This window comes from Halobacillus litoralis (assembly GCF_020171725.1).
GTDB classification, from domain to species: Bacteria; Bacillota; Bacilli; order Bacillales; family Halobacillaceae; genus Halobacillus; species Halobacillus litoralis_F.
The window spans coordinates 12,525-30,444 of the sequence record NZ_JAIVAJ010000004.1 but is presented as its reverse complement, the minus strand read 5'-3'; the positions used below and the strand labels follow the sequence as shown (position 1 = coordinate 30,444).

General features: G+C 41.1%; 19 protein-coding genes. 7 read left to right on the top strand and 12 right to left on the bottom strand.

The features are described from left to right. Positions 1-94 precede the first annotated feature (94 nt). A complete protein-coding gene (locus LCM20_RS08735) occupies positions 95-292 on the top strand; it encodes a hypothetical protein (protein ID WP_225195068.1) in 198 nt (65 codons plus the stop codon). A gap of 121 nt (positions 293-413) precedes the next feature. Here the strand turns inward: LCM20_RS08735 and LCM20_RS08730 are convergent, their stop codons facing one another. Continuing rightward, a complete protein-coding gene (locus tag LCM20_RS08730) occupies positions 414-1,376 on the bottom strand; it encodes a helix-turn-helix transcriptional regulator (protein ID WP_225195067.1) in 963 nt (320 codons plus the stop codon). Positions 1,377-1,464: 88 nt separating this feature from the next. On the opposite strand from LCM20_RS08730, the gene LCM20_RS08725 reads away from it, so the two are divergent. Further along, a complete protein-coding gene (locus tag LCM20_RS08725; RefSeq protein WP_225195066.1) occupies positions 1,465-2,334 on the top strand; it encodes an SDR family oxidoreductase in 870 nt (289 codons plus the stop codon). 61 nt (positions 2,335-2,395) lie between these two features. Here LCM20_RS08725 and LCM20_RS08720 read toward each other — a convergent pair whose 3' ends face one another. Continuing rightward, a complete protein-coding gene (locus LCM20_RS08720) occupies positions 2,396-2,872 on the bottom strand; it encodes a hypothetical protein (protein WP_225195065.1) in 477 nt (158 codons plus the stop codon). Positions 2,873-2,987: 115 nt separating this feature from the next. Between LCM20_RS08720 and LCM20_RS08715 the strand changes: the two genes are divergently transcribed. Next, a complete protein-coding gene (locus LCM20_RS08715; RefSeq protein ID WP_225195064.1) occupies positions 2,988-3,449 on the top strand; it encodes a hypothetical protein in 462 nt (153 codons plus the stop codon). A gap of 53 nt (positions 3,450-3,502) precedes the next feature. Here the strand turns inward: LCM20_RS08715 and LCM20_RS08710 are convergent, their stop codons facing one another. After that, positions 3,503-4,255, bottom strand: a complete 753-nt coding sequence (locus LCM20_RS08710; protein WP_225195063.1) for an SEC-C metal-binding domain-containing protein — start codon at positions 4,253-4,255, stop codon at positions 3,503-3,505. 155 nt (positions 4,256-4,410) lie between these two features. On the opposite strand from LCM20_RS08710, the gene LCM20_RS08705 reads away from it, so the two are divergent. The 3 genes from LCM20_RS08705 to LCM20_RS08695 all read left to right on the top strand — a co-directional run bounded on the left by LCM20_RS08705 (position 4,411) and on the right by LCM20_RS08695 (position 6,199). Next, complete coding sequence (locus LCM20_RS08705) at positions 4,411-4,734, top strand: hypothetical protein (RefSeq protein WP_225195062.1); 324 nt, start codon at positions 4,411-4,413, stop codon at positions 4,732-4,734. 86 nt (positions 4,735-4,820) lie between these two features. Next, on the top strand, positions 4,821-5,120 hold the full coding sequence (locus LCM20_RS08700; RefSeq protein ID WP_225195061.1) for a hypothetical protein: 300 nt from the start codon (positions 4,821-4,823) through the stop codon (positions 5,118-5,120). 125 nt (positions 5,121-5,245) lie between these two features. Continuing rightward, positions 5,246-6,199 (top strand): calcium/sodium antiporter, encoded by a 954-nt coding sequence (locus tag LCM20_RS08695; protein WP_225195060.1) that lies wholly within the window; start codon positions 5,246-5,248, stop codon positions 6,197-6,199. A 133-nt stretch (positions 6,200-6,332) separates the two neighbouring features. Here LCM20_RS08695 and LCM20_RS08690 read toward each other — a convergent pair whose 3' ends face one another. The 3 genes from LCM20_RS08690 to LCM20_RS08680 all read right to left on the bottom strand — a co-directional run bounded on the left by LCM20_RS08690 (position 6,333) and on the right by LCM20_RS08680 (position 8,430). After that, positions 6,333-7,289, bottom strand: coding sequence for a DUF2268 domain-containing protein (locus tag LCM20_RS08690; protein WP_225195059.1), 957 nt, complete (start codon positions 7,287-7,289; stop codon positions 6,333-6,335). Positions 7,290-7,414: 125 nt separating this feature from the next. Beyond that, entirely contained in the window at positions 7,415-7,876 is a 462-nt protein-coding gene (locus LCM20_RS08685; protein WP_225195058.1) for a nucleoside deaminase, read from the bottom strand. A 182-nt stretch (positions 7,877-8,058) separates the two neighbouring features. Further along, positions 8,059-8,430 (bottom strand): VOC family protein, encoded by a 372-nt coding sequence (locus LCM20_RS08680; RefSeq protein WP_225195057.1) that lies wholly within the window; start codon positions 8,428-8,430, stop codon positions 8,059-8,061. A gap of 180 nt (positions 8,431-8,610) precedes the next feature. Here LCM20_RS08680 and LCM20_RS08675 point away from each other — a divergent pair, with 180 nt between their 5' ends. Beyond that, positions 8,611-8,796, top strand: a complete 186-nt coding sequence (locus tag LCM20_RS08675) for a hypothetical protein (RefSeq protein ID WP_225195056.1) — start codon at positions 8,611-8,613, stop codon at positions 8,794-8,796. Between the two features lie 101 nt (positions 8,797-8,897). Here the strand turns inward: LCM20_RS08675 and LCM20_RS08670 are convergent, their stop codons facing one another. From LCM20_RS08670 to LCM20_RS08645, 6 genes are all read right to left on the bottom strand, one after another. Then, on the bottom strand, positions 8,898-10,427 hold the full coding sequence (locus tag LCM20_RS08670) for a BCCT family transporter (RefSeq protein ID WP_225195055.1): 1,530 nt from the start codon (positions 10,425-10,427) through the stop codon (positions 8,898-8,900). Positions 10,428-10,612: 185 nt separating this feature from the next. Beyond that, complete coding sequence (locus tag LCM20_RS08665; protein ID WP_225195054.1) at positions 10,613-12,295, bottom strand: DNA cytosine methyltransferase; 1,683 nt, start codon at positions 12,293-12,295, stop codon at positions 10,613-10,615. Positions 12,296-12,383: 88 nt separating this feature from the next. Next, entirely contained in the window at positions 12,384-13,142 is a 759-nt protein-coding gene (locus LCM20_RS08660) for a DUF6339 family protein (protein ID WP_225195053.1), read from the bottom strand. Further along, complete coding sequence (locus tag LCM20_RS08655; protein WP_225195052.1) at positions 13,129-14,025, bottom strand: hypothetical protein; 897 nt, start codon at positions 14,023-14,025, stop codon at positions 13,129-13,131. Before LCM20_RS08655 ends, LCM20_RS08660 begins: the two co-directional genes overlap by 14 nt. Continuing rightward, a complete protein-coding gene (locus tag LCM20_RS08650) occupies positions 14,015-15,811 on the bottom strand; it encodes a hypothetical protein (protein WP_225195051.1) in 1,797 nt (598 codons plus the stop codon). The genes LCM20_RS08655 and LCM20_RS08650 overlap by 11 nt, the downstream gene beginning before the upstream one ends. Before the next feature lie 15 nt (positions 15,812-15,826). Further along, positions 15,827-17,839 (bottom strand): DUF4357 domain-containing protein, encoded by a 2,013-nt coding sequence (locus LCM20_RS08645; protein ID WP_225195050.1) that lies wholly within the window; start codon positions 17,837-17,839, stop codon positions 15,827-15,829. Between the last annotated feature and the right edge of the window lie 81 nt (positions 17,840-17,920).

The window sequence follows — 17,920 nt, the reverse complement described above, 5'->3', positions numbered from 1 at the left end:
ATTTTATATAACTAAACGGAAATAAATTTGATAGTATTTATAATGAAAAGTGCATTACAAAAGCATCTACTAAACGTAACGGAGGTGTCAAAACATGAAAGAGAAAATCCTTTTCTACATAAGTGTGTGCGGCAATTTTCTATTGTTCTATCACCTATTAAATCCCGTCTTCAACAGACTCTTTTACGGCTCTGCCTTTTCCATCATCTTATGGATCGTGCTCATGCTGACCCTGACGTTCGGAACATCCATCTACACATTCAGATATTTAAAGCGATCAGCTCAAACCTAGGATTGAAGGTATTTTCAAAATGAAAGATACATAAAAATTCAGGTTAAAAAAGCTGGAAGATCCTTTTCCAGCTTGCTTGCCAATCCTATTAAGATTTCACAGAACTCAGAAGCATGTATGACTAGGATTCATAGAGCTCCAAAATCTCTCTTGCCCTTCCCGTCACCTTATCCCTTAATGAATGTGGAGAACAGACCACTACTTGATTTCCGAATCCTACGATGAAATTGACCGCTTCCTCTTCTGAATTAAACGTCAACGCAAGCTCAGCCCAGCCTTCTGCCTCTTTCTTAACCTTTTGTGATGACACGAACCGACCAGTGAAGTGAATACGCTCTTGAGCAAAGCGGGAAGCTTTTACGTTGACTTGGAACTCAGGAAGATTCTTCACAAATTGTTTCTTAGACGATTCCCAATGTTCCGCTAAAACAAAGTCTGCCGGTCTCTCGAAGGTTTCATTTGTTACTGTACATTCCTTTACTCGATTCACCTTGTAGCTCCGGAACTCATCCTCTTCATTCATCGCAACTACGTACCACGCACTCGATTTAGCAACCAGCCCAAGAGGCTTGATCCTCACATTCTTCTGATCCCCATTCGCTTTTTTGTACAGAATCATCGCTATACCATTATTCAAGACAGCTTCCTTCAGGACATCCAGCGCAGGCAGTGATTCATTTGATCCGCCTTTCCACGTTCCCATATCAACGTGAATCCTTGACCATAGCTTCTCGGCACTCTCCTTCGCACCATTCGGTATGGATAAGAGGAGCTTATCGCGTATGTCGGTCGAAGACGTGTCCATGTTCAAATCACTTATGATCTTCTCTGCTTGAGGCAGAAAGAGTGCCAGTACTTCCTTCTCCTTCAGCCAGCTCAATTTTTGTTTCCAATTATCGATGAGCTTCCATCCCCCCGCGGCTCCTCTTTCTGCATAGACAGGTATGCCAGCTGTACTGAGGGACTCCATATCTCGATGTATCGTCCTTTCCGAAACCTCAAGTTCCTCAGCCAATTCCCTCGTCGACACCTTTTCTCCGTGTTGCAGGAAAAGCAAAATCCTAATCAACCGTTCTGCCTTCAACTTTTTCTCCTCCTTCCTTCAATCATGACAGCATGTGTCATATATTTAATTTATGATAAGAATAGACATAAAGAAAGGATGATAAACAATGAACCTGAAAAATAAAATCGCCCTCGTTGCCGGAGCCACCAGAGGAGCCGGACGAGCGATGGCGATCAAGCTAGGTGAAGCCGGCGCAACCGTCTATGTCACAGGACGCACGACACGCCGTGAACAATCCCCGATGTCACGAAAAGAAACCATCGAAGACAGCGCAGAGCTTGTCACAAAAGCAGGCGGCACAGGCATCGCCGTACAAGTCGACCACACCGACGAAGCCCAGGTAAAAGAACTCATCCAAAAAATCAAGGACGAGCAGAACGGACAGCTCGACATTCTCATCAACGATATCTGGGGTGGCGACCCACTGACCGAATGGGGCAAAGACATTGCTGACCACGACTTGCACAAAGGACTGCAAATGCAGGACCAGGCTGTACGCGCTCATATCATCACCGCTCATTACGCCGTCCCAATTATGAAGAAAAACAAGAGCGGCCTGATCATCGAAATCACAGACGGAACCGATTATAACTACCGCCAGAACTTCTACTACAGCCTAGCCAAAGTGTCCAACATCCACATGGCGAAAGCGATGGCTGAAGACCTGAAGGATTACTCGATTACAGCCGTTGCGCTCACACCCGGCTTCCTTCGTTCAGAAGCGATGCTCGAATACTTCGGCGTCACAGAAGAGAACTGGAAAGAAGGCGTCAACGTCGACCCTCACTTCATCGCATCCGAAACGCCTTTTTATATAGGAGAAGCGGTCAAGCACTTGGCGATGGATGAAGACGTGCACAGATTCAACGGCAGAACGTTAAGCACGTGGGAGCTGTCTGAGGTTTATGACTTCAAAGATGCAGATGGAACGCAGCCTCATTGGGGGAATTACTTTAAAGAACATGTAGAAGAATGATCCTTTGGTGCCTGATTTCAGTCATGAATTGTACGATGACTGGAATCAGGCTTTATTTGACTTAGTATAAATTATCGTCTTCTATAATTATGAGTGGGGGGTAAAGTGTAATTGCGGATCCAGAAAAGTTATCTTGCTTATATTCCTCCTCAAAGAATATCGTTGTAAAACTCACCAAATCAACCTCATCTACTACAAAATACTCCCCCTTCATATGTGCTATATTCTCCCCAACAAAAACCACCTCTGCTATCACAGAACCATCTTCTGCGTACAAGGCGAATGCCTTGTGAAAAACGCTCGGATTTTCTTGATCCGTTTCCCTCCATGACATATCATTCATTTCTTCTTCAAAAAGGGAAATCATACCCTCATCAGTTGTCGAATAAATGCGAGGACCTTCGCCATCGGCTACTTCGGCTTCTATCTTATAAATGTCCTCCCTCAACATACTCGAGAAAGGTTCTTTAATCTGCCACTCATAGAACGTGAATCCTATGACAGCAGCGAACCCTACCCCGATAAGCATCCTTTTCAAAGCACCATCTCCCTCCTTCTAAAAACATCTCAAAATCATCCATTTCTTATCAGATCTCAAGAATAAGAATCCATTGAACACACATAATACTCATACAAAAATGGGGGGGAGTACCATGTTTTTCAATTTTATCATCGGGTTCATAATCCCTTGGTCAATCGCCATCCTATTGTGCCGTCGCGTTCCGATGTTGTTTTTAACCGTTGCTCCTGTTATGTCCTTTATCTCAATCACCTGTAATCAAATCGGAATGGCAGCCGGATTTTGGACCCTTAACCCTCAGACGGATTTATTGATTTTCAACTCGATCAACATCGACATGGGGTTTAATCCAGCCACTGGTCTTATCTTTACGTACATGATCTACTTTCTTAAATGGAAGCGATGGATTGTTTATCTTGGATTTATAATCTTTTTAAACGGGGCAGAAATGACAGCTCTGTTTTTTGAAAAAGTGGAATACAGTCAAGGATGGAATATATCCTATACGTTTCTTACATATGTAGTGGGGTTACTATTTGTCGACCTTTATTTCACTTTATTAAAAAAAGCGATTCACCGATTTCCCTTATCATGAAACTCATCGTCTCGAGGCTGAAGCTTCGGTAGATTCAACCTCGAGACCGTCTTTTACAAACAACACTTCTTATGCTTCTTCCCACTCCCACAAGGACAAGGATCGTTCCGTCCAATCTTGTCAGCCTTCACTTGATTTTTTGGTTCCATAAACATGACGCTTCGACCAGGCGCGTCTTTCTTCAGTTCCCGCTTCACTTCCTTTGCCTCGTCCGTACGCCCTGCATCTTTCAGCAGCTCTTCTAAACGCAACAACACATCCTCGCGATCAGAAATTCCTTTGACCTCAAGCGCTTGATGCAGAATTTCAATGGCTCGGTCAAGATTACGATTCGATTTCGTCGCAAACCCTCCGTACATATCCGACCAGCCAATCCAACCGTATCCGTACGTCGGTTTTTTCTGAACGATTTCACTGAAAAGTGCATCCCCTTTGTCCTTTTCACCAATTGTAAAATGAGCCTCCGCAACCGATCGCTTAAATCCCATTACGTTGCTGTCATTTTCACTCATGTGATCCACAATATCTTGAAAATATTTAATCCGGTAACGAGCCGCTTCTTCATCAGAAGGAATCCGATCCATCAAGCCTTCGAAATCAATCAACCAGTTGCCTAAGAAAACGGATAGAGAGAAACGTCTCTGAAGCTGCTCAATCGAGTGATAGCCCTGCTTATCCATTACGCCTTTCATGAACTCCCATGTCGTCTCCCAAGATCTCAGCACTGCCTCCAAGTCCGTACCATTGCTCATCTGTTCATAGTTTTCTCTAATCATCTGATCTAGTTCCGCTTTCCACGTCAACATCCATCATACACCCCTTGAATTACCATTTACTCTACCCTCATTATACAAAAAAAGGGATAGAGATTCATACTATGGTCAGACATCCTTCTATTGAATCCATAACTCATATAAGATACAGTGACCTATGAAAACCACTCGGAAGGTGTGAACCCTATATGCCATTTCAACAAGTCTTTCTGTCTGATATGTATCTAGGTGGATTTATTGCGTTCCAACTGATTGCCACCTTCATTCTGTACAGGGTCATCAAACGAAACAACGCATTTCCCACCAAAACACAGAAGATTCAATCCACCCTATTGTTCATCATCAGCCTGCTGTACAGCTTCAGCAGTCCTTATATCCATGCCGGAGCGTTTGTTGCACTAAACCAGCATTTCAGCTTCCAACAGAACTTCATCGTCCTCAATCTAGTGTTCTTAAGCGTCGTGTTCCTGGCATTACAATACTTGCTTTATAGTTTGATCCAGAAAAAATAAACAATGGGTTTGGGAGAATATCTTCCAAACCTTTTTTATGCCGTGTATCATAGAATGATAAACACACCCAGAAGGAGGCTTTCCCTATGGATCGAAGCCGTGAAGAAGAAGTGATCCGCAACTACCAGGAAGGCGAAAAAATGATGATCCTGCTTTTTGCCCAGTGGTGCATCAACCACGACCTGGACCCTGTCACCATTTATAAAGAAGCCTATCCCTACCAAGCTGAAAATAAAGAATTGATCAATGCGCTCGAGCTGACCGTCACGAAGAAGGAGTCGGACCACATTGACTCCGAGACGCTGCTTGAAGTTTTATCGATCTATGGAAATGACGACTTGGCTTTTGTCGTGTCTGAATATATCCATACGAAAAAATTGAAGTAAGTTCTGCCTCAAGACTCGTTTATATTGTCCCACTTGCGCGCATACTAATTAGCGTTTTCGCCCTTCCCAAATCAAACCAAAACGGGTATGATTTATTAAAATATAAAGGAGTCTGAGGACCAACGATGGCATACATTCTATTGATTGTCGGCTTCATTTTACTTATTAAAGGCGCGGACCTTTTCGTTGATGGGTCTTCCAACATCGCAAGGCTGCTCCGGGTCCCGTCCATATTAATCGGGTTAACCATTGTCGCGTTCGGGACCAGTTCTCCGGAAGCGACCGTCAGCATCATCGCGGCTCTGGAGGGAAGCGCAGAGGTGTCTCTCGGTAATGTTGTGGGAAGCAACATTTTTAACATCACTTTAGTCGTCGGCATCACCGCCTTCCTCTCCCCGTTAATGGTCGAGAGTGACACAACTAGAAAAGAGATTCCCTTCATCCTGCTCGCAAGCGTAGCCCTGCTCGTCCTGATGAGCGACGTCACGCTGCAAGGATCAGGAACTAACTCGCTCACACGCAGTGACGGGATCATCTTCATCCTCTTTTTGTCCATCTTCATGTACTACTTGATTGAACTCGGGATGAAAAGTCGAAAGCAATCCAGCGACGAAGCTGTCCCCGAAGACGTGAAATGGGGCAAAAACATCGCCCTGACACTCGCTGGTCTGATCGCCATCATCTTTGGCGGAGACCTCGTCGTCGATAATGGAAAAGAGATCGCCTTCAGCCTCGGCATGAGCGATACGTTAGTCGGGCTGACCATCATCGCCCTTGGAACCTCCCTGCCGGAACTCGTCACCTCCGTATCCGCCGCCATGAAAAAAGAAAGCGGCATTGCGCTTGGTAACGTGGTAGGAAGCAACATCCTCAATATCCTGTTCGTCCTCGGCGCTTCAGCGACCATTTCACCTTTAGCCGTGAACGGGAAAATCTTCATGGATGTCATCATCATGATTGCGTTGAGTCTGTTGTTGTTCATTTTCTCAAGGACGGATTACCGAGTCGGGAAGGTAGAGGGCCTTGTTCTGTTCAGTACGTATGTTGTCTATCTTGTTTACATTATTTTGAGGAACTGACGAATGAAAATAACCAGATAAAGCGACTGCCCAAGTGAAGGCAGACGCTTTATTTTGATTGGAGATGTATAACCATCGATGTAGTTACAAATGAAAAAGGACCACTCTCTAAAACAAAAGCAGACACGAACAGTCACTGAATAGAATCATACCCACTCTTCTGATATAAAGATTCAGCGTTCAGCCTCGTTAGCTCTTCCATCGTCGTATCAGGATGGCTTTTCACGTATTCCTGCACAATTCGATAACCCGCAACATAGCCAAAACCGTAAGGGAATCCATCCTCTCCACCATAGAGGATTTCCCGAACTTCTCGGTCATCTGTTGTGTCGAGAGACTCTTTCGCCCGATTCCACAACTTCTTCACCTCCTCCTCACTTACACGCCCCGGTTCAATGAGTGGCTCACCATATAACGAATCAGCGAAATACTCGGCTTTCCCTTCAAATATGATTGCATCCAAAAGATCCATTTTCTCCCCATTGAAAGAATCCGCCGTCCAGGCGCTGTGATGATACTCATGCGCGACGACCTGCCTGATCGATTGATGAGTCGTGTAAGGTTGATGCACAATCGATATCGTACCCGCACCTACCGTGACTCCCGAAACGTCCAGCTCCAAATCCCCGAGCGGCAGAAGACAGACCGTTGTGTCAGGTCCCGGCAAGGCGCCCGCAGACTTCTCCAGTGCTTCCAGTACAACCTCTTCCGACCCAGAATCCCGAAGCGCCTCGATTTCATCTTTCAAGTTTTCCAAATCCTGCGGAGGTGAAAGAACATACTCCTGCACAAGGTGAAAATAAGGCCCATTCAAGCACGAATCACGAACCTCATTCATGACAAGCTCTCTCCACAGCACCTTCCGCTCCTCATGGTCCTCCGTTTTTTCCGCCTTTTCCACATACTTCTCCACGTATTTATAGGCGGATACAACTTGTAGAGATTGACCGTCTTCTGCATTGGATTCGATTATGTAACGTTCTTCTTCATTTCCTTGCTCTTTAACCGGATCGTCAGTTTTGGAAATTGAACGTTCACATCCGACGATGATCAAGAACAACGCTAAACAACCGATCATCAGATTTCTCATCATGATGCCTCCTTTGTTAAGTTACGAGTTATTGGAGACATCAGTTTCATAATTTTTCCACAAAAAAACAATGCCCCCACCTCTTACAAGAGTAAGACATTGGGGGCACTGCACATTATTAAGAATTATGATCCAAACGTATAGCCATCAAATACTTTCAAGCCCTCTTCATTCAGCACCTCTCCTACTACAGAAGGCTTCATCGGACTTTTGCCGAAGACTTCTTTACAGGAAATCATGATGTTATCGCCTGCAATTTCCGCCAGCTGATCGTGGGTCACGCTGTAAACCATTTTACCAAGATTGGACCACACCATTGCACCGGAACACATCACACAAGGTTCGCAGCTCGTGTACAACGTATAGTCCTGCAAGTCGAATAACTGATTCTCAGAACAGAAGTCCCTGATCAGCCCGATTTCTGCGTGATAGGTAGGGTCTGAGTGGGTATGTACTTTGTTCACGGCAATTTTTACAATCTCGTCACCTTTGACCAGGATAGCGCCAAACGGTTCGTTTCCTTCTGCTCTCGATTTTGATGCCTGCTCAATCGCTAGTTTCATGAAATATTCATCGTTGTGTGTCATAGAAGCACTCCATTTCCTATTGCAATTTCTTCTATTATAAAAGATAAACTCCCCACATACCACCTTGCGAAGAGTTTGCGATGCGGGAGAAAAAAATAACGCTGCCTGCCTCTCACAGTTTCGGCGCGAACCTGAGGAGACAAGCAACGTCTCAGCCAAAGACGGCTGGCTGGCTGTACCTTCTATCGGTGCTGATCGATTAAAATCGGGTTGCCATCCGGGTCTTCCAATGTGATATGTTCAGGACCCTCTGTTGCTTCATCTGCCTCACGAGTCAGTTCAACGCCCTTCTGCTTCAGTTCCTTTTGCAAATCGCGGACATCCGTAAAGCCTTCCAGCTCCTCCGCCTGATTATTCCACCCCGGGTTGAACGTCAGGATGTTCTTTTCGAACATGCCCTGAAAGAGCCCGATCACCTTATCGTCATTTTTCATGATGAGCCAGTTCTGATTAACGTCCCCACCTGTTGCTTCGAACCCTAGTTTTTCATAAAACTCTTTCGACCGGTGAATATCTTTCACGCTCAAACTTACGGAAAATGCTCCTAAATCCATTTCGTCTCCTCCTTTAGAATTGCTTCTATACAATACTTCTACTTATCTGTAGTAATCCCCTTTATCTTATAGTTGGAACTTCTCTTCTTAAAGACTTTCACTATCAATCACTTCGAATGGGTTTAAATTTTACACCTAAATGGTAAATGTATGGAAATGGAGTGGTTAAAGGAGAATGATATGAATGTATACCAGGCACTCAGAGTAGCAGCTTTCATCATCGTAGTCATTTGCTTCATGCTGATCACAAGCAGTCATACCAGCATCGCCACCATTGGCATGGGGCTGGGAGGAGGAGTCTTAATCGCGACGACTATCATGATTGAAGGGGACATGAAAGACAAGATGAAAAAAACGGACGAATAAGCCAAACTATAAAGGCAGAACAACATGAGGGTTTTAAGAAAGCTAAGTACAATCTACTGCAGAAAAAACACGCCCCATTTCTAGGACGTGCTTTAACCAATCTATTTCTTTTTTCCCTTCGGCGTCACAATGTTCTGCTCGATCGCCATCAGCTTCGCAACCTTAGGCGCCAGCCACACAGGTGGCAGCAGAAGGATCGAAACCGGAACCGCTGTGACAACAATGAAGTTTTGCAGCGTCTGGATACTGCTCTCGCCGATTCCGATCAGCGTTGCCGCAATCGCTCCGAATAGAAGCGCCCAGAAGACACGGAGCCACTTCGGCGGATGCACATCCCCCGTAATCGTGACGGCTACCGAGTACGACATCGAGTCGGCTGTCGTTGCAACGAATACGACCGTTACAATGAGGAAACCAGTCGCCATGACCATGCCGAACGGAACCTGTTCCATAATCGCCATGACCGCTGCCGGCATCCCCGTCTCATTCAAAGCGGTAGAGATTGCGCCAGGGCTTTCCAGTTCATAGAACAAGCCCGTTCCTCCAACAACCGCAAACCAGAAGTTACTCACAATCGGCGCAATGATCGCAACAGCAAGAATCAATTCTCTGATCGTGCGACCACGCGAAATCCGGCTGATAAACATCGCCATCGCCGGACCGAATCCTAGGAACCATCCCCAGAAAAAGACCGTCCAATAGCCGAGCCAGCCGCTATCACCACGATAAAGACTCATGCGCAGGAAGTTCTGAATCTGGAAAGCTTCCGCACCAAGGAATGAATCGATGATGAACATCGTCGGCCCAAGAATCAACAAACCGATCATCAGCACAACCGCCAGCCCGACATTCAAGCGACTCATCAACTGAATCCCTTTATCGACACCGGACGAAGCAGAAATCGCCGCAATCGTCACTAAGAAAATAATCACGATCGCCTGCGTAATCAGCGTGTCCGGCACACTGAATAAGTACTCAAGCGCATATCCGACCTGCAGGCCTAAGAAGCCAATCGGTCCGATCGTCCCCGCAGCCACTGCAATAATCGAAACAATATCCGCAGCCGCGCCAAGCACACTACGCTTATGAAAAATCTTCTCGCCGACCATCGGATAAAGCATCGTTCTCGGCTTCAGCGGATACCCTTTATGATAGTGGGCATACATCAACACAATCGTCGCAACCGTCCCTAAACAAGCCCAAGCTGTAAATCCCCAGTGGAAAAAGCTCTGAGCAAGTCCCGGAACAACCGCTTCCGCAGGCGTCATTCCTTCATCCGCAAACAAAGGCGGAGTCGTCAGAAAATGATAAATCGGCTCCCCTGCCGCCCAGAAGACACCCCCACTTGCTAACAACGTACACAAAATCATCGAAACCCAGCGGAACCACCCATTCTCAGGCTCATCCAACTTCCCGAGCTTCACATGACCATATCTAGAAACGGCAAGCCCTATGCCCACCGCAAATGTAGCTAAAAGTAATACTTGCCAAAAGGCACCAAAAAACACGACCGAAAAGTCAAATGAGCTTGCGATCCATTCTCCCATCAGCGTTTTGTTAAACAGAGACATAAGTAAAAATAGTACGAGAAAGCCTCCGCTAATGGAAAAGGTAATCCAATTAATTCTCATCCTACTACTTGATTCGTCGTTCATTATTTTCCCCCTAGTTATCGTCGAGTATATGAAAAAGTCGAAATCTGTCGTTTTTCACACATAGTCGTTAAGTATATAGAGGTTCGTACGTCTAGTCAATACTACTCTGTGCTAGGTATGTATTATATAAAAAAAGAAGCAAGAGAGCCCCTTGCTTCTTTTTAAGCATTTTGAATTTCGTTAGTAAGTGATTCTGCTTTAAGAATATTACTTATAGGATTGTCCACTTGTTCACCCAAGGAGAGTAATAAGCTCTCTGCAATTGCTCTACCTAATAAAGGAGGTACCGCATTACCTATTTGTTGATATTGTGAATCTTTACTGCCGTAGAATATATAATCATCTGTAAAAGACTGTAACCTTGCCGCTTCCCTGATACTGAGTGCCCTGTCCTTCACAGGGTGTACCCACATTGACTTTCTGATATTTACTACGGTTCCGGAAGGCTCATAGTAACTTAACCTTTTGTAGACTGTGTTTTGTGTGCGCTTATAATCTGAATAATTACTCTTAAGTTTATCACTTAAATTATGGAAATTTTGTCCCTGCGTTAATTCAGCGAACCTTTCTTTCGCTATAGCAGTACTATTAGTGACAATGTGGTTATGAATATCTGGAATCTCCCCATTTAAATAGTTAGTAAGGCAGTGGTTACTGCCTTTTTTCAACTTAGGTTGACTCTGTTCACTCACGTATGTCACAGGCTCAATTTGCTCCAAGTCACTTATTGCATTATGAATAGTGAAGAAACAATTTTCATCACCAAATATTTTTTGAGGGACCTGTACTTTGTCAGTCTTAAGATAGTCATCATGAACACCTATGATAATTAGACGCTTCCTTTTCTGTGGAACCCCGTAGTTCGCAGCATTAAAGATATATTCATCCTCATTAATGTGATATCCAAGAGATCTTATTTTCTTAAGAATAAATGCGAAAACATTGTAGGAATAAGTATTGAGTACGATGCTTTCTTCACCAAAGGTAATCCCTTCATGGATTATTCTATGCTTCTTGACTTCATTAAGTTTATTTATGATTTTTTGTATTTCAAGTATATTACTCAGGGTGGAACTTATCCCATCTTCTAATACTCCTGAATTAATTATTTCATCAATCATGTTCCCTAACTTATTCCACTCTTCTTCGTATGATTTTGAGAATGCAGTCTGTCCATGGTTGCTCCAGTTAGTTAAGTATTTAATAAGTACTTTTTTATTATTGTTCCTTGTTATATATAACAGGGCTTCGGATTCGCCTTTCTCCAATTTTTTCATCAAGGTGTTGAGTTTTGAATAGAGAGGCTTCTCTATAATATATTTAGTTAAATCGTCGTTCTTAAAATCCATTTTCTCTATGATACTGTTAACAAAAAAATTAGAATACCCAATAGAAATTGATTCCTCTTTTATATTCAAATTGAGTTTATCTACATCTGCTTGATCGTCTTCAGTTAATAGAAACTTATGACTCTTAGATTCCATAGTACGGACATTTTCCATTACAAATGCCCGAGGTTTTAGAAATTCAACCGCACGCAAAAACTCTTTTACTAATTGATTATTACCGGATACCAAAGAATTCTTTTGTCTGTTTGCATTAGAAAATCCCTGGCATGGGGGCCCGCCTATGATAATGTCTATATCCTCTAGCTTTTCTTTTGACGAATAGTCCATGTTTAGTATATCTTTAAATAGCAAAACCTCATCATGGTTTTCTTCGTAAGTTCTTCTAGCATCTGCATCTTTTTCGACTGCAACATCCACCTCATATTGCTTCGTTTGTACAAACCCGTTACTTAACCCACCTGCTCCTGAAAACAAATCCATTATTCTATAAGTCATAGTATTTCTCCTACTAAATTTCAATAGTGATAAAACTATATTATATCGTAGCCACTTTAAAAAGAAAACCTCCATCACATGAAGGCTTTTACTCATTTAAGTTAAGAACAATTTGTTGACTATTTTGTTTTAACCAATTGTCTTTCATGTCATCTATAATTTTTCTAAGTTCACTATCACTCAAAAAATCCCAGAGAGTAACACTACCTGTTAAATTAATGTACCTAGCAGCATACCTAATATAGTCTCGACTTCTCAGATCATGATTACTTTTTAATTCGTCTAATGATGTAAGCGTAACTTCAACCATTTTCTTATTCCTGCAAATAGTTGGCGTTTCCAAAATAATCCTACCAACATCTTGATCTTCATTTTTCATCATTAGACTTGTAAGATAAAAAGGATCATCAAATTTTTCGTTATAGGTAATGTATGAAGCCCACCATAATCTTGCTAGCCCGTTCCTAGAGATAGGCCTGTTTTTAAAGAAATACCTATCTAGAATAAAATTCTCTTCTTTGCCTTTAGTTTCTTCAACGGGCCACCGCTCTCTCATATAATTCCAATGAGTAATGTGAGTCATAAAAGCCCATAACTTTTCATCAGAAGCTTCCGCTGGAGTCAATTTTATTGTTTTACTGTAAAGACGTTTTGAATTTGAAAAGTCTAGTTTCTCATTTTTAGATGGCTGTGTTTCCAGTTTTATATTGGAAAACCATTCCATTGTTTCTTCGTCCAGTAGTTCATCGTAATTTTCAATTGGAGGTTTTTTTAATTTATACCTCTCCTTGTTGTGTTCAACATTACTCTTTAACTTATTCAAAAAGCTAGCGTTAAATGTCTTCATCATCATCCTCCATCCCATCATAAAGCCCCTCGTAGATATTTGAAAGAGACAGTAATGATTTTGAAAGTGGGTTGTCAAGAATCTTTTGTGCTAGTTGAATAGGTTCTTCGTAAACCTTCTCATCATACGGATCCAAACCTAAATATTCAATTTTTTCCATCAACACTCTATACCAGCGATAAGATGAGTATTCATCTTCGTTTGCATCGCTCATTTCTTGACTTATTAGCTGAAGAGCTGCTGATAGTGCTGGGACTCCAATTAACGCGTGTAAAATGGGTAATAATTGCTCAGTGTTTGCTAATTCGTTATACGTTTTGTAGTCTTCCTGATTAAGCGTAACTACTATCCTATCAGTAGCAAATGTTAGTGAGAAATTTTCTTTTGGATTATCTTCTAAACTTTTCTCCAATTGCAGGATGGATTCTGAATCATTCGATTTATCTTTCTCAATATTGATAAGATAGTCATCGCCAATAGCCAAAATATCCCCCTTGCTTACTTCAAAGGTGTACCCTTTGTAATCATCATCAAATGATTCATTGGAGAACCCTTTAATATCTTCGTTTGCTATCACAAATGTACAGACGTCTATTCTCTGATCAATATCACTTGCTTTCACCTTAACTTCTTGCTTTTCTTCTTTAGACTTAGAAAGGATTCGCATTTGTGTTTTTGAACATTCGATGTGAACGCAAAACATTGCTCTTCCCCGCAAAATATCACTGTATAATTCTTTACTATCCAAACTATGCTTAACCCTTAAAATGAATTCATCTTTAGTAACGTCATAGCTTATTTCTGTCTCATATGAACCTTTCTTGTAATCATCTGAGAAGTCCGCCAAAACAGGGTACGGAAAGTGCCTCTCTTTAACTCTCATTGACCTGAACCTCCAAAGATGCTCTGAATTTCTCATTTGTTTGAATCCTAAATACCCTTTTTTCATTGTCCTCAAAAATTATTGGACCAATCGTATTTTTTTCTACTGTATGATACATATTGTTTTTCGAGTCTAACGCTGAATCCAACATCAAGTCGTATGCTTTTGCGTCTTCCCCAACGAAATTTATAGTGAGATACCCTTTCCCTCCAGATAATGTTGTAACACTTACATCATATGCACCTTGACTTTGATCCACCAATATTGATCTAACTTTTGCTATTGAGAGACTCTTCGTATTTTGTTTCTTTCCACCTTGACCTTTAGTATTCTTTTTTGAAGTCACATTCTTTTTCTGCTTCGGTTTCTTATTCAACCCTTTATTTACAATTGAAGTTCTGGAAGCTTTCTTAATTTTACGTGGTTTAATTCTCATGGACTTTGGAACAAACGTGTTCACGTCTTCAGTTTTTTTGTCCTCCAAAGGTTCGTCTTCATTAAGGTGGTCGGGTAGAAACTGATTAAACCCTTTGAAATCAATTTTGTTAGACTCTTCAACCTTATTAAGCTCTTTCACTACTTCTCTAACAAAGTGTTTAATTTCCTCAATTACTTTTTTTGCATATCTTTCATCTTCATACCTAGAAGGTTCCCATTTATCATGTGTAGGCGGTTCAGTTTTCCTTAGGAGCTCATTGAGTTTACTACCATTAATAAATAACACTCCTGAAAACTTAGTCCCCCCTCTAAACCTATCTAAATGAGTAATCTTCATACCAGTATTCCTTACCATGGCAACTTTCTTTGATAGATCATCATCTGTTCGTATAAATAATGTTACGCTCCCTAAATCATTAATTTCTTTCTCATACACTTCCCCTAGTTTTATTGCAGAGAAGTATTCATGGGCGTAATGCGCTTTATGAGGCTTGATATATTTATCTAATAAACTCTTTAAATTGTTACTATTTATTTCAACACTACCAACCTTGACCACAAGTTTATTTTCGTAAATAGCAAAGAAGAAATTCTCAATTACAGCTTTAATTATTTTCTCTTGCCATTCTTTATCTTCTAGGAACGAAGCTACCACTACGTCCGTTCCTGGTTCTGAACGATTAAAAAAATTCGGAATGTATTTGGGGTCAGTAATTGCTTTTGTGTTTTTCTTAATACCATAAAAACCGGTACCTCTAGTTTCATAATTACTGTCATCACTATGCGAAGCAAGTCTTGAAACCCCTTGGAATCCTATCTCTCCTTGCTGGTTTAAAGTGCTATAGAAAACAGTTCGTAAATTTGAACAAGCAAAAGGAGCACTTTTTCCAATACCAAACGAACCTCCAGAACTTCCACCTTTATTACTTATCCCAATTGATTTTACAAGATTCTCCCAATCACTTGCCTCCTCATTTACTCCACTTAACCCGGAGGTGTTGTAATCACTTATTTTTAGGAACGTAAAATCTTTTTCATTTTCAAGGATTTCTAATCCTTTGGAGAAGAATTGCTTTGCTTGTTCAGGTGTTCTTTTATAATCACGAGCACTTCTAAAGGATCGAGTTAAACCTTTTATGTGGGGGAACTCGCTTGGAGTAACCGTAATTTTATCAAAGGTTACGGTTACTGGCTTTTGTTTGTCCACTATGGCATCTGTAGAGTTTTGGATTATCTCTCTAGCAAGTGACTCAATTTGATTACCCCTGAAGCTCTCAACACCAGAATCATTTAAACCCTCTGGTTGTCCTCCTTCAGCATTCTGCGGAAAGTACCATTGATACTTCATTTTTTCACCTCAATATTAATCAGTTAAATAATTCTCCAGCCCTAAACCTTCAGCAGATTTCCATTCTGTGTTTCCATTAGCTCTTCGACCAAGCACCACTGACGCAGCAAGTGAAGGGCTATCAAAGATATAATCTTTTTCTAAAATCAATTCGTCTTCTTTCACAATTATGAAACCATTATTTATTAGTGCTTCTCTTTTTCGGTGTTGATGATCTCCAAAAGAATTACTCACACCGTTTGCAATCCTCGATCCTCTTTTAACCAAAAACCCGTTTTTAGTTATTGTGCCTATGGCTGAAGCACCTCTCGGGCCACTTGTATAAAACTCCACTTTCTCTGCTTCTGGATCAACCAGGTTATCCTCATCCAGTTTCCATGCATTTTGAAGCAAGGAAATTAATTTACCTTGTCTTTTTAAGAGAGTGTCTGGTGTCCAATCGTCTTCTTGTATAACCTGTGAAGTTATAGCAAATGAGGTAACTCCATTTTTACTCTGAAAATATGATTTCTTTTTCTTATCAAATTCATAATTTCTAGCTTGAGCATTCTTGCGCCTAGTTAATAAAACTAGGTTACCTAACTTATGAACATATTCTTCAATCTCGCCAAATTTCTCTATCCAATGGCTATCCTCTTTTGGAGTTTGAGGCAGTATATGCTCTACTGTAATAACCTTGTGATCATAATAAGGCTGTCCTTCTGTCAATAAAGAGTCAAGTCGTAATAACACATATCGGCGAGCTGAGTCTTTTAGTTCTGTATAAACGTCTCCCTGTAATAAATCTAATAACTTCTTTTTATCGTCTTTTTTGACTAAAAGAGAGCTCCCTGGAACAAAAGCCTCCTTATCAGACGACATAGTACGTAATATTTGTGCATACCTAGACATACGCCAATTGAAATTTTTCCTTAATACCATACTAGTTCCAGCTAAAACTTCTAACTCTTTTAAGAATTCCTTCAAGTTAGTGTTATAATGATTCATATAATATATTGCAATTGGTATCCAATCACTATTATCAATTCGGTCTAATAAGCTCAATACCTTAACAATTTCAGGATCACCATTAAAATGAGACCTAAAGTCTACAATTTTCATATATGCTTCACTGTATGGAATTAATATATCATCAATAAATCTAGCCCCACTTATCTCCTGGAATATTTCTTCATATTCATCTTTAATATTCGCACTGCCTTTTCTCTTTTGTATGATCATCCTAATATGATCAAACAGTTTATTAAACCTACTCCTTCCTAAAGTTACTTCTACCTCTTCCCATTTAGCTGTGTACTTCTCTTGTTTTTCATCGGGTATTTCACCGACAACTTTTGCCTTTAAAATGTCACTTGTCATAAGGTCAAGTCCACGATCATTAAGTACTGTGAAAATACGAAAAGCAGAATCGAAACTCCCAGTTGATACAACTACTAGATAGCACAGATTTGCAATAACACTCGGTAGAATCTGAACTACTTCTTCATCTAACTCGTTTAACCTTTCATATAAATAAAGTGTATTTTCTGCAATATGGTTCTGGCTATCTGTTGAAACACTAGTATCAGCGCTCAATTTGGTCGTAGATCCTTTCTCTTGAATATATTCTTTAAAGAAGTCATTGTCTTTTGGCCTTAGTTGTAATCTGTGAGTGTCTTTTGTACCAAATAACTTCTTTCCTTTTTGCAGAATCATTGACTGAATCTCTTCATCACTTAAATAGTCTCTGAGAACCGCTAAGAGTATTGTTAAGGTTGTTAACCTCTGTTGACCATCCAGTACTTGCGCTTCAGGTCCCTCACCTTTGACTAGTACTATACTGCCTAAAAAATAGGGTTCGCTGATTTTTTGAAAGGATTTCTCTGTAATCTCATAATGGTTAATAAAGTCTACTAAGTCGTCCAAAAGTTCACCTACTTCATCAGTAGACCAAGAGTAGGGTCTTTGAACAGTTGGCATTGTGAATATATAATCGTCCGAGAATATTTTGTTTAGTGCCGTTTCTTCAGCAACTAGATTTGAGTTCATGAATGATTTCTCCTGACATATAGTTATTAAAATTCAACCTAAAAAATACCTATAACTAACGATTCGATTTTATGTAAGCAT